Annotated in this window: 10 protein-coding genes; 3 read left to right on the top strand and 7 right to left on the bottom strand. The window is 36.9% G+C overall.

Features of this window, described 5'->3' with window-relative positions; genetic code table 11:
* Positions 1–21: 21 nt before the first annotated feature.
* The 4 genes from PT603_RS03225 to PT603_RS03210 form a co-directional block, all read right to left on the bottom strand.
* Entirely contained in the window at positions 22–1,278 is a 1,257-nt protein-coding gene (locus tag PT603_RS03225; RefSeq protein ID WP_008241445.1) for an amidohydrolase family protein, read from the bottom strand.
* Positions 1,279–1,354: 76 nt separating this feature from the next.
* The gene (locus PT603_RS03220) at positions 1,355–2,743 is read right to left on the bottom strand and encodes a RagB/SusD family nutrient uptake outer membrane protein (protein WP_238531049.1); all 1,389 of its coding nucleotides are present in this window, start codon (positions 2,741–2,743) and stop codon (positions 1,355–1,357) included.
* A gap of 10 nt (positions 2,744–2,753) precedes the next feature.
* Positions 2,754–6,023, bottom strand: coding sequence for a SusC/RagA family TonB-linked outer membrane protein (locus tag PT603_RS03215; protein ID WP_008241450.1), 3,270 nt, complete (start codon positions 6,021–6,023; stop codon positions 2,754–2,756).
* A gap of 98 nt (positions 6,024–6,121) precedes the next feature.
* A complete protein-coding gene (locus PT603_RS03210; RefSeq protein ID WP_008241451.1) occupies positions 6,122–7,270 on the bottom strand; it encodes a FecR family protein in 1,149 nt (382 codons plus the stop codon).
* 65 nt (positions 7,271–7,335) lie between these two features.
* On the opposite strand from PT603_RS03210, the gene PT603_RS03205 reads away from it, so the two are divergent.
* Complete coding sequence (locus PT603_RS03205; protein ID WP_238531050.1) at positions 7,336–7,908, top strand: RNA polymerase sigma factor; 573 nt, start codon at positions 7,336–7,338, stop codon at positions 7,906–7,908.
* A gap of 60 nt (positions 7,909–7,968) precedes the next feature.
* On the opposite strand, the gene rfbD is transcribed toward PT603_RS03205, so the two are convergent.
* From rfbD to rfbB, 3 genes are read right to left on the bottom strand one after another with little or no spacing between them, the layout of a single operon-like run.
* Complete coding sequence (gene rfbD, locus PT603_RS03200) at positions 7,969–8,838, bottom strand: dTDP-4-dehydrorhamnose reductase (RefSeq protein WP_008241455.1); 870 nt, start codon at positions 8,836–8,838, stop codon at positions 7,969–7,971.
* Complete coding sequence (rfbC, locus tag PT603_RS03195) at positions 8,838–9,392, bottom strand: dTDP-4-dehydrorhamnose 3,5-epimerase (RefSeq protein ID WP_008241456.1); 555 nt, start codon at positions 9,390–9,392, stop codon at positions 8,838–8,840. The genes rfbD and rfbC overlap by 1 nt, the downstream gene beginning before the upstream one ends.
* 10 nt (positions 9,393–9,402) lie before the next feature.
* Positions 9,403–10,452 carry a dTDP-glucose 4,6-dehydratase gene (gene rfbB, locus PT603_RS03190; RefSeq protein ID WP_008241457.1) on the bottom strand — a complete coding sequence of 350 codons (1,050 nt, stop codon included), beginning with the start codon at positions 10,450–10,452 and terminating at the stop codon, positions 9,403–9,405.
* A gap of 339 nt (positions 10,453–10,791) precedes the next feature.
* On the opposite strand from rfbB, the gene PT603_RS03185 reads away from it, so the two are divergent.
* Positions 10,792–11,298: a hypothetical protein gene (locus PT603_RS03185; RefSeq protein WP_155805718.1), complete on the top strand. Its 507-nt coding sequence runs from the start codon at positions 10,792–10,794 to the stop codon at positions 11,296–11,298.
* A 245-nt stretch (positions 11,299–11,543) separates the two neighbouring features.
* Positions 11,544–13,172, top strand: a complete 1,629-nt coding sequence (locus tag PT603_RS03180) for an alpha/beta fold hydrolase (RefSeq protein WP_050951158.1) — start codon at positions 11,544–11,546, stop codon at positions 13,170–13,172.
* The last annotated feature ends 244 nt before the right edge of the window (positions 13,173–13,416 follow it).

The raw sequence follows: 13,416 nt of genomic DNA, 5'->3' as shown, positions 1-13,416 counted from the left end.
TGTTTGATTCTTTTTTCGACCTTATTTTTTATATACAACACCTGCCTTTACAACCAGGTGCACATCCTTTAATTGAGATAGTCCCTCTAATGGGTTTTCATTTGTAATTAAAAAGTCGGCTCTTTTGCCTTCTTTAATACTTCCTCTGTCGGTAAGTCCAATACTTTCAGTTCCAATTTGTGTGGCACTCCATAATGCCTCCGCCATGGTAAACCCACTTTTCTCTACCAATAAACGTAGCTCCTTATAAAAGGGAATTTCATCTTCCATAAGATATGGCCAGTCAGTTCCAACAGCGACTTTAACACCAAATTCTTTGGCTCTTTTAGTAATGACAGTTCCTATGTATAGTTTATTGTTTTCTGCAATGTAATTGGTGGCATCTAAAATGATATTGTTCTCTTTCATAACTTGAAGTAACAGGTCCAACTTCTTAGTATCAATTGGGGTCACTTTATCTTCACGTGTTATAGGTCCCTTCTTATCCAATCCATACACTATATCAAAGGCATGGGACATGGAATGTACCTTGGACTGCGCAATATCCATTGGAGAGGCTGGGAAAATAGCTGCATGCGCCCATGCCTGAAGTCCTTGCAGTTTGGCTTCCTCAGTTATTTTTTGTACCAATTCTTTTGACAAATCACTGTAGATTTTTATACCGCTAACACCGGCTCCTTTAGCTCTGGCAATAGCCAAAGAAATAGTAGTGGTATCGGTAATCGTTTGCTCCCAGGGAGTATCTTTCGGACTACGTTTACCAGAGGGGAACCTTCGAGTCATTTCAAAATATCCCGGACCAGCAAACATAGCTGCATGGTAAATATCCGGACCTTTAACTTGACCAAGTGAAACGGCTCTTTTATAATCTCCAAGAATAATAGCATTTCCGGCCATATCTCTTACTGTGGTGATTCCAGCAAACAGCATCTTGTCCAATTGCTGTTCCATATATTGATTATTCTCGTTTCGCTCTTCCTTAGGAACTGTGGCTAAATGAACATGAGCATCTACCAATCCTGGTAACACATATTTCCCTGTGATATCTATAATGTCAGCATCCGCTATCTCTGAAACCTCTTCATAAAGAATCTCTTTTATTTTGTCACCTTCAATAACAAGGCTTCCTTTCTTAACACTTGCATTATCAGAGGTCAACTGTATAATATATCCATTTTTAAGAATACGTATCTTTTCTTGTGGTGTTTTGGATTGACTATACCCCTTAAATGAAAGCATAGCCATCATAACGTAGCCTATTACGCTTAAATAATTCATCGTATTTGTGTTTTGTAAAGTAATTAGAACTAATGGCTACCCACTACTATAAGATGTAGGTAGCCTTAGGTGGTGTTTAGTAGCCTGTATTTTGTTCTAAACCTGATCTATCAATTTCCAATTGAGGAATCGGTAAGGCAAATCGAGGGTCATTTACAGAAAGGGAACTACCATCTGGTCTTGTAAAACCAAGTTGTAATCGCTTCAAATCTGTGAATCGAAACCCTTCAAAGGCCAATTCACGTCTTCTTTCATCTAAAATTTCCTTGGCAAGATCGGCTCCCTGATAGTCGTCTAGTCCTCTGGCATTACGAAGGGTGTTTAAGTACCCTAATGCCAGAGCCGAGTCTCCTTCTTCCAGGTACGATTCTGCCAGTATCAGATACAATTCTGGCACTCGAATAAGCTTAATATCAGTGGCTCCAGGATTATAATTTCCAGCATCAGTGGTGCGTAAACCCACGTGCTTTTCAGGATAATACTTTGTGGGATCCATTGGACTTGGTTCAAAATAAGTATCAAAACGAATGTCTACATCCTGATCGTAAAGAGCTATTAGGTCATCAGATACGTAATATGGAAAACTAAAGAATATAGGAATCGATAGTAAGGCAGCATTTTGACCATTGTCTGAGGCATCAAATCGAATTCTAAAAATAATTTCATCAGAGGCATCTTGCCTCCATTGCGATTCTATAGAAGCAGCATCTGTATCGAGTACATACCTACCATCGGTAAGTGCATTGAGTGCATAAGGAATGGCCTTTTCAAAGTTGCTGGTTTCATGGTACACTCGTGCTAGTAAAGCCTGGATAGCAGTCTTTGAAATTCTATAGGAATTGTTTTCATTAACGGCCATGGATTCAGCCTCCAATAAATCTGCCAATACAAAATCTATTACTTCCTTGGTGGTATTTCTAGGGGTGATATCCAACAAAGCGGTAGTCTCAAAGCGGTAAGGAATGGCTAAAGCAGCCTGATTGCTAGTATAAGCCGGGGCAAAAAATCGATATAGATTATAATGAAGTAATGCTCTGACGGCCAAAGCCTCGGCTAAAAATGCCGGAGCGTTTTCAAGGTTGCTTTTACGTGCACTTTTAATAATAGTATTGGCATTATTAATAGCTTCATACGACACGCGCCAAAATCCTTCAATTTGAAACTCTTCCGCATCATAGGTCAAGGGATAGATATCGGCATGACTATTTTCAAAGGTAAATCCATAAGGATCTCCCGAAATGATATCATCATTAATGGCTTCCGGTATGGAGTAAATACAAAAATTATAGCCTAATAAATCGTTTTGCATGAGTCCATAAACTCCATCTAATGCACTCCTAAATCCACTCTCAGTTTGGAATAAGGTCTCAGGAGAAATTTCAGATAATGGCTCTTTATTTAGAATAGCATCCGAACAACCCGTCATCATGAGGGTCATTACTAGTATATATATGATTTTCTTCATGATAGTTAAATTAAAAGTTAGCATTAATCCCAAATGAGAATCCCTTAACAATTGAGGATGAGAATCCAATTCCTCCGGTACCGGTAGCATATTCAGGATCGATATAATCCACATCCGTAAGGGTAAACAAATTCTGTCCTTGTGCAAAAATGCGTAAGCCTTCCATGCCTAATTTTGCTACCAATTCTTTTTTAAGATTATACCCAATAACAATGTTCTTTAGCTTGATATAACTCGCATCTTGCATGAATTGAGAAGAGGCATGATAATCAGAATCAACTTGTCTGGTTGGATTAAAAGGATTAACTGCTCGAACAGCAATATTGGTAATATCTCCTTCATTTTTCCATGCATTCAACACATTAACATGCTGATTCAGACTGCTCTTATTATATAATTGAAATAGTCCACTGTTAATAATATGATTACCTCCTGAGAAAGAAACTAGAAAGGAAGCATCAAAGTTTTTATATCGGAAATTATTGGTAATTCCTCCATGATAAGTAGGTATAGAGGTCTTATCACTCACTTCCCTAAGATTGGTGATTTCGTTCTTATTCCCATTGCGCACATCAGTATTGTAGTCAATAAGATTACCAGATGCATCTACATATTGATTAAAACCTGTTTGAGGGTTTACACCTGCCCAGTTAACCATATACAGTGCATTGATTGGGCTGCCTTCCTTATAGGCAATATCTCCCCTTAAAATGAGGTTTCTATCCTCGGTCAGGGATATAACCTTGCCTTTGTTGCTAGAGAAATTAAGGGTGGTGTTCCAAGAAAAATCCTGATTTTCTATTGTTGTAGCACTCACAGCTACTTCAACCCCTTTATTTTCAAACTCTCCAATATTTGATACAAGTGTTCCAAAACCTGAAGTAAGCGGAATGGGCACATCGTTCAATAAATCCTTTGTTGTTCGTACATAGTAATCTACACTGGCAGTCACTCTGTTTTTAAAGAATCCAACATCCAATCCTACATTGGTACTATTACTCTTTTCCCAGGTTAAAAAAGCATTTTCTCCTCTTGAAAGGGTAGGCGTATTAACGCCATTGTAATTGATTCTGAACTGATACAGGGATTGTGAGGCAAAATCACCAATAAAATCATTTCCGGAGGTACCGATACTAAACCTTGCCTTTAAATTACTGAGTGATTTAGAATCCTTAAAGAAATCTCTATGAAGGTTCCATGAGGCTCCCAATGCCCAAAAATTAGCATACTTATTATTGTCTCCAAACTTAGATGAACCGTCTCTTCTAAACGATAATGACAAGTTATAAGTTCGATCAAAAGAGTAATTCAATCTTGAAAAATACGATAACGATCCAGAATGTGATTTCCCTTCAAATAAGGTAGGTGCGTTGGTGGCTGCACTTAGTAACTTCACCGCATCAGATCGAAATCCATTAGCGGTACCAGACAAACTTGAGGACTTGTTCTCATTAACTTCATGACCTACCACAATATTGACCCCATGCTTATGAATCATCTTATCTACTGTAGCCATAAAAGTGGCGGTATAGTTACTATTACTTCCTTTACCAACCGTTAACTTACCTCCTTCTACAATGACATTTTCATACCTTAAATTATCATAGTTATTATAATTTGCACCTATAACACCATTAAAAGACAACCAATCCAAAGGTTTATAAACAAGGTTAACCCCTCCTCCTATGTTTTTTCTAACGGAATTAACCTGGGTATTTTCTCTTATAAATAGGGGGTTATAGGGAATCCCAAAACCATCACTAAACACTAGTGTTCTTAAAGGGTTTCCAGATTCATCAAATACGTTTTCCCATGGATTTAATAAGAAGGAATTGGAAAACGGGCTTCCAACACCACGTCTATCCTTATTGTTAACGTTTCCGAAGTTTCCAGAAACCTCCAACTTTAACTTTTCACTAAACTCATAATCAGCACGCATGGTGGCCGTATAACGCTGGTATTTAGTATCAAAAATATTATCTACTTTATTATAAGAAATCGATGAATAATAACTAGACTTTTCTCCTCCACCCATAAAGGAAATATCATGCGATTGATTTATTTCATCCCCTATGAGGATATCGGCCCAATTGACTTGATTTCCTGAATTTCTTCTTTCTTCTAATAAGGCTGGATTAGAAGCATAAAAACCTAAGGATTCCTCATAATCAAGTTTCTGAGAAGTGTTCATTAGATCCTTTGTAAACGAAGTATTGGTGTTTCTAAATCCAACTCTGGTATTAAAATTGACTTGTAACTTGTTGTTTTTAACTCCTCTTTTGGTAGTTACAAGGATGACTCCATTAGCCCCACGTGATCCATAGATAGAAGTAGCTGCCGCATCCTTAAGTATGGTAATCCCATCGACATCGGCTACATTTATAGCAGAAGAGCTAAAACCTTGTGGCATTTGAATACCGTCAATAACAATTAGGGGTTCCGTATCTGCATTTATGGAACCTACTCCTCTTAAAAGAATGGATGGCGGGGTATCAGGGTTGTTGAAACTTTCCTGAACTAAAAGGCCAGGAACAATACCTATTAAGGCATCTGCATAGGATACATTTTGAGTGGTATATAAGGTCTTGGTATCAATCTTGGTGGCGGCTCCAGTCATTTGCTCATTAGATGTTTTACCATACCCAAGTAAAACAACCTCATCAAGAGCTGCTATTTCTTCTGCTAAAATCACATTGATGGTAGCTTGGTCTCCAACAGTGATTTTTTGAGTTGTAAAACCAATAAAGCTAAAGACTAACACATCTCCTTGCTTCGCATTTACAACGAAATTTCCATCCATATCGGTGGCGGTTCCTTGTTGTCCGTTAATCACATTTACTCCCGGAATACCGATTCCTTGTGAATCCGTTACCTTACCCGTAATTATTCGTTGAAAGGCTGCATTTAATTCTTCCGAGGACTTAGTAAGTTGGATAATGTTGTTCTGCTGGTCAAACAGATAATTTCCTTTTAACAAGGCCTTATCCAGAAGGTCCTTGGTACGGATAGTCCCTTTTTCAAGTTGTACTTTTGGTAGGCCGTCAAATAGGCCATCCTGATACACAAAGGTGTATTCTGTCTGGCTTTTGATGAGATCGAAAATTTCATCAACACTTAAGGTGTTGTTTTCTTTAATAAAAACTTTAGCATTTTGTGTTAATGCATTAATTGGTGTTAATCCAAAAACGACCGTACTGAATAGAAAAAGGAAGGTTTTCATAATAATTTTCAGAAGCTCGCTTTCCAAAAGGAAAGAAGCCATCATTAACTTATTCTTCATAAATTTGTTTCAGTTAATTAGTTAGACAATGATTTAATTGATTAATGGTATTCAAGGGGAGAAGGTGATACCGCCAAATATGTACCTTCCTCCCCTTTTTATTTTAGGTAAACCGTTTTACCTTTAATTTCATATACTTCTACATCACTTGAGTTTACAATAGTTTCCAAAACAACTTCAATTTTGGTGCTCTTTTTTATGACACCGGAGAAGGTCACTTGTAAAAGTTTCTTGTTTTGAATTACAACATTGACATCATACCATCTACCCAGAGACTTTGCAATATCCTCTAGTGATTCCTTTTTAAAACTAAAAGTACCTTCCACCCATCCTATTACTGGAGCTACCTCTACATCAGACACATTGAAGGTAGCTTGGTTATTCTGAATTTTAGCCTGCTGACCAGGGCTTAATACTAAGGAGTCTCTTTCATTCAAAATTTTGATTTTACCTTCTGCCAGAGTTGTTAGTGTTGCATCTTCATCCCTATAATCCCTTATGTTAAATTCAGTTCCTACCACTTCAATTACCTGCTTGGATGAAAGTACCTTAAACGGGGCTCCTTGATGCGCTGAACTAGGAGAAACTATAAAAAAGGCTTCACCGTATTCCAGGAATACTTCTCTTGATTTTCCATCGACAAAACTAGTCGGGTACTTTAATTTGGTATCTGAATTTAACCACACCTTGGTTCCATCTGCTAATTCAATGGTATACTGACCTCCTCTAGGTACGGTTAGGCTGTTATATACTACAGCTGCCGATTCACTACTATCATCCTGATATACTATTTTTTCGCCATCGCTATTAGCTGTAGTTGTTTTAAAGTCTTTTCCTTTCTCCAAGGCTACCTCACTACCATCTTCCAAGGTCAAAATAGCCTTGTCAGTCCCTATTTGAATAGGACTAGTTACTAGTTGATTAGCATCTATTTTAAGATCATCTCTATTTAGGAAATACATCAATCCAAACAATAGTACCATGGCAGAGGCAATAGCATATTTATAATAGGGCTTAAAAGAGGTTTTCCTATTTTCCGTATCCAATTTGGTTAACACCTCAGACAAAGAATCTTTATAAGGATAACTCGCTAAGGAATTCGTAAGGTGATTGACTTCTACAAATTCATTAAAATAATTCAAATTATCTTCATTTTGTAACCACTCATAGAGGTCCTTAGACTCATCTTTATCAAGGGTATTTTGGATGAGTTTATAAATAAGTGTATCTGCTCGACGATTATCCACAATCTTTATTTTTTAGTATAAGTAGTAAAACTTAATGAATACCCTCTACTATATTTTAATTATTTTTGAATTTTGTATTACTATTTAGTTATTTTTTTGTTCTGAAAGTAAAGGATATCATAATTGAGCGTATAAAAAAAGGTGATAAAAGTGCCTTCGAGTTACTCTACCAGGAGTACTATGAGAGGCTATGCATCTATTTGATGAGTTACTCCAGCGATAAAGAAAAGATTGAAGATTCCGTTCAAGACATCTTTATTGATCTTTGGAATAAGCGGCATACCTTATCCATACAATCTTCTCTGAACTCCTATTTATACAAAGCTGCCTACAATCAATTAATGGAGAAATACCGAATGGAGAAAAGAAATGATAAAATGCTCTCCTCCTATTACCATACGGCTGTAATGCTGGCTGTAGAGACCGATCCAAGCATTAAATCTGATAAGCTCACCAAACTAAATCAGTGTATTGAGGCGCTTCCTGAAAAATGTAAAGAAGTATTTGTCCAAAACAAAATAGTTGGATTGAAGTATCAATTAGTGGCTGAAAAGCTTGGTGTATCCATAAAAACTGTAGAAGGCCATATTACTAGAGCCTACAGCTATTTAAAAGATTGTCTGAAACGTGCGGTGTAAAGAAGTACACGCTTATTAGGTAATGCTACTATTGTTTATATAGCATTGCCATTTGCGCTATTAATTTAAAGACTCTTTTAGTCTATCCATACACCTCTTCAAGCTCACTTCCCAGTTTGGAATGGTAAGTGCTAACTCTGATTCTATTTTGCTAGTGTCCAATACGGAGTACTTGGGTCGAATGGCTTTTGCAGGAAACTGTTCTGAAGTAATGGGGGTCACAGGAATGTTACTACCCGCCATCTTTAAAATAGCAGTAGCAAAAGTATACCAAGAGGCAATGCCCTTATTGGCATAATGATAGATACCAAAGGGCAGGTGTTTGCTTTCTAATACTAACAAGAGCATGGCTGCCAAATCTGGAGCATAGGTAGGTATCCCTTGTTGATCAGCTACTACAGTTAGTTTGTTTCTTTCCTTTGCCAATCTTAATACGGAATGTACAAAGTTGGGAGGATATATAGAATACAACCAACTGGTTCTAATAATATAATGTTTATGCCATGTACTTGAAATACGCTGCTCCCCTTCCCATTTGGAAGTTCCATAAACGTTTAGTGGATTTGGAATCACTTCCTCTTTATAAGGCATATCCTGATGGCCATCAAATACAAAGTCAGTAGAGATATGGATAAGCACCGTGTTGTACTCACGACAAAGTCTGGCCATACACTCAGGTGCCTTAGCATTTACCTCAAAGGCCTTTAGAGTCTCCTCCTCTGCCTTATCCACCGCTGTATAGGCGGCACAGTTAATCACATAGGTTGGTGCTACCTCTTTAAAGGCTTTGGTAAGATCCTCTTCTTTGGTGACATCACAGGCTGAAGAGTCATAAAAAACAGTTTGAGATTGCCACGGGCTTCCCTGTATTGCATCCTGCAGGCAGCTTCCCAACTGGCCTTTTGCTCCAAACACCAACACTTTCTCCATTATAGCGTCTTTTTATATACTTCATTAAATCTTGGTAATACAAGGTCTTTTTCGGAAAGAATACGATCAGCTGGTGGTACTTTCCAGTCTATTCCCAGATCACTATCATTATACATCACACCGCACTCGGCCTGTTTATGATAGAATTGATCACATTTATAGAAAAATACAGACGTCTTAGACAGGGTGATATACCCATGTAAAAAACCACGGGGTATAAATAATTGAAGCTGGTTTTCAGCGCTGAGATGGATGGCAAAATGCTGTCCAAAGGTGGGAGAATCCAGTCGTGCATCCACGGCTATATCCAATACCTCCCCTTGCAATACACGTACTAGTTTTGCCTGTGCATACGGGGCACGTTGCGCATGTAAGGCTCTAACAACACCATAGCTTGAAAAGGATTGATTATCCTGTACAAAATCAGTAGTAATCCCGGTTAGTTCTTTAAATTTCAAGGCATTGAAACTCTCAAAGAAATAACCACGATGATCATGATGTACCTGTGGTTTAATAATATAACAATCCGCCAAAGGCGTTTTCTCTATCTGCATGAATACCGGATTACGAGTAATGTTGTTGATAATAGGTTTGATATGCTCCCGAAGTAACCCCTTCTAACCAGGTCTTATTGGATAAGTACCAATCAATGGTTTTATCCAAACCTTCCTCAAAGGTAACTTCAGGGTTCCATCCTAAGTCTTCTTTAATTTTAGTCGCATCAATAGCGTATCTTAAATCATGTCCTGGACGGTCTTTTACAAAAGTAATTAACTTTTCTGAAGTGCCTTCTTCATGTCCAAGTTTGGCATCCATTAATTTACACAATAACTTTGTTAACGCCATATTAGTCCATTCATTATGTCCTCCAACAGCATAGGTTTCTCCTAATTTCCCCTTATGAAAAATAGTATCTATGGCTGTGGCGTGATCCACTACATACAACCAGTCTCTGGTATAGTTTCCATCGCCATAGATGGGTAGTGGTTTACCTTGAATACAGTTATTGATAAATAATGGAATCAATTTCTCAGGAAACTGATTCGGTCCATAGTTATTAGAACAATTACTAATAACATAAGGCAGTTTATAGGTCTCTCCATAGGCTCTTACAAAATGATCTGAAGCTGCTTTACTGGCAGAATACGGAGAATTAGGACTATAAGAGGTTTCTTCTGTAAAGAATCCTTCATTTCCTAAGCTTCCAAACACTTCATCTGTACTAATATGGTAAAAACGTTTTCCTTCTTGTGAACCATTCCATAAGGTTTTACAGGCATTAAGAAGGACCATGGTTCCCAATATATTTGTTTTGGCAAAAGCAAGTGGATCTGAAATAGAACGATCTACATGGGACTCCGCAGCCAAATGAATGACGGCATCAAATTGATATTTCTTAAAGAGCGCATCCACTTGGGTAGGATCCGTAATGTCTCCTTTTACAAAGGTGTAGTTTGGGGCTTTAGATACATCCGTTAAGTTCTCTAAATTCCCCGCATAGGTAAGCAGATCAAGGTTAAAGATATGATATTCGGGGTAGTTGGTTACAAACCTTCGTACCACATGAGATCCTATAAACCCTGCACCACCCGTGATTAAAATTGTTTTATCCATTTTAAGGTCTTTGATAAGCTACTACACAAATGTAAGAACTAACCGCTAATTATGCAGTTTAACCGGCCCAAGCTTGTGACATATTAACGAAAAATAAACATTTTATCTCAAACAAATATAGACAGCTCCTACTCTTTATTTATCCCAAATAGTATGAAATTAAAAAATATAAAACTGATTTACAGTTATTTATAAAAATTATGCACGCATAGTATCTTTTTGGCACGGGGTTTGAAACTTACTAAGCAAGAAACAGAAGTACAAGCGGAAGTTTCTAAAAGAATGGAATACTATCAAAGAGCTTTGACCTTTGAAAGTAATAACTAAAAAATGAAACATATGAAAAAAGTAACATTATTAGCAGTTGGATTATTCGTAGCAGTAACCTCTGCGCTGGCAAACAACAAGCAAAGCGATATGGCAATTTCTGCTTATGAAAATGCCAAACATAAATCGCAAGAATACATCTACTTTGTAGAGCGTGGCGTTGCTTTCTATGTGTATACAGATGGAACTTTTGAATATGATGCACGTACTGTACAACGATATGGGCGAAGAGGATCTGTAAATGCTACCTTAATTACCCCTAATATCCGTGTTCAATACAGCGCTCCGTCTAAAAACAATCGTATGCATACCTATGGAGCTCAAATAGCCTATGACCGAAATGGAATGTTAACCCGTGTAGGTGATGTATGGATACAATACGATAGATACGGACGTATCACCAGAGCCGGATCAGTAAGTATGCGTTACAACAAATTCGGTAATCTAAACAGAGTTGGAGATTTATCTGTACACACTGATAGATGGGGACGTATTCGAAACACTAAAGGACGTGTGTAAACAATAAGTAAATAGAAAAATTTCATAATAGTTTTTGGTTGGTTAGTTGGTAAAACCTCGGGAGCAGTTTCACTGTGAACGGGGTTTTACTCGTTTAAGGGGTTAAATAAAAAGATTCTGGATGTACCACCTTTTCCTCCACCCCTACAGGGAATCAACGCAAAAACCATAATTAATAGTTACTATTTTCGGTTGTGGGCAACTTTCCTATTTAATAGGTCGTCTAGTCTATTAAATTATACCTTATGTACAAATTATGCTATTTAATGGCCCTTTTCATTACATGTAACAGTATCGCTCAAAACTCTATTTACGGAAAAGTGGTCAATGAAGACAATGAACCTGTTGCCTATTGCTCAATTGGAATAAAAAACTCCACTATTGGCACCATCTCAGATGAAAATGGGAACTATACGCTTCGTATTCCCTTTAAGACCAAGGATGACATTGTTTTCAGCAGTATTGGTTATAAGGATTTGATTAAAAGTAGCGATCAATTAATAGAGAACTCAACGGTTATTTTAGAGTACAATGCTATTTCACTGGACCCTGTGGTTATTAATGCAAAGAAGATGAAAGAAAAGGTGATTGGACAGAAATCAAAACCTATGCTTACCTTCTCTAAAATGTTTGACCAAAATATACCAACTATTGAGCAAGGGACTATTTTCAATGTGTATCAAAAAACGAAATTAAAATCCTATAATTTTCATATAATTCCAAGTTCTAAATTTAAAGAAATCACCTTAAAATTAAATATATACAACATTAATGATCACATTCCAGACAAAGTACTGCTTTCAGAAAACATCATTTATAAAACAAACAATACTGGATGGCAATTGGTAGATTTAACCGCTTACCACTTAATTTTTAATAATTTGAAACAGATAGCGGTCACCTTGCAATTAGTCGATTATAAGCCTCTGGAGGGAGTGGATTTTGTTTTTGGAATATCGGCCAAAAAATCAATTTCTGATGATTTGTTATTTCGTTACCAAAACCAAGGAAAGTGGGAAAAAAGTAAGGGTGTATTCATAGCTAACCTGGATATCTCCTATGATAAAAATACGGAGGAAGAGGAAATACTTGACAACCAAATGCAACCTTCAAATGATCCCCAGATGCAATCCCTAATAAACTATTACACACATAAGGAGAAATCATTAAAAACTAATTATGGGAAAAATAAAAATGGGAAATACATAGATATCGGTGATGCTAAAATATATTACGAAACTTATGGGAAAGGAGAACCATTACTTTTACTTCACGGAAATAATGGTAGTATCTCTGACTTTTACCAACAAATACCAGCTTTGGCTAAACATTTCAAAGTAATCGCGATAGATACAAGAGGACAAGGGAGAAGTACTGATTTTACAACGTCTGATTATAGCTATGAATTATTCGCTAATGACCTACATAAAGTAATACAACAACTTGATCTAAAAAATGTAAATATATTGGGTTGGAGCGATGGTGGAAATACAGGATTGATGTTTAGTCTTAAGCATCCAGAACTTGTAAATAAACTTATTACCATTGGAGCAAACATACATCCAGAAGGTGTCAAAGATGATTTAATCAAAATTTTCCAAGATCAACTATCTGAACAAAAAGGAAACCAACGACTATTACGATTAATGCTAAATCATCCCAACCTTACAACAAGTGAACTCGAAAAAATAAAAAATCCCGTTTTAATTCTAGCAGGGAGTGAGGATGTCATCAAAGAAGAGCATACCAAATTAATTCATGAATCAATAAATCATTCTGAACTCGAAATCATTTTAAACGCATCTCATTATATTCCCTTTGAGCAACCTAAAACATTAAATAAGTTGGTCACTAAATTTTTAGTAAAGCAATAACTACTTAGACTACCAGCAATTTTAGTATAGTTTAGGCTTAAGGTGGATTTTATGGAGGCCTTTTTGTTTTTAGGCCATTGTACAGTTCTTTGCTTTTTATAGGTTATTATTTGTGATAATTGACCCGTTTTCGCAAAAATAGCATGCCCTCTTGTGTGGATTTAGGCAAAATGACTGGAACTTTGGGGGCCGTTATTGGTAGGTACTGTAATTCGAATTTTATACCGTCCTGTTTTTGTTGCTA

Origin of the sequence: Imtechella halotolerans (assembly GCF_028743515.2) — a bacterium.
Classification (GTDB): Bacteria; Bacteroidota; Bacteroidia; order Flavobacteriales; family Flavobacteriaceae; genus Imtechella; species Imtechella halotolerans.
Note: the sequence above shows the minus strand (reverse complement) of the source record. Positions and strands in the feature narration are given on the sequence as shown.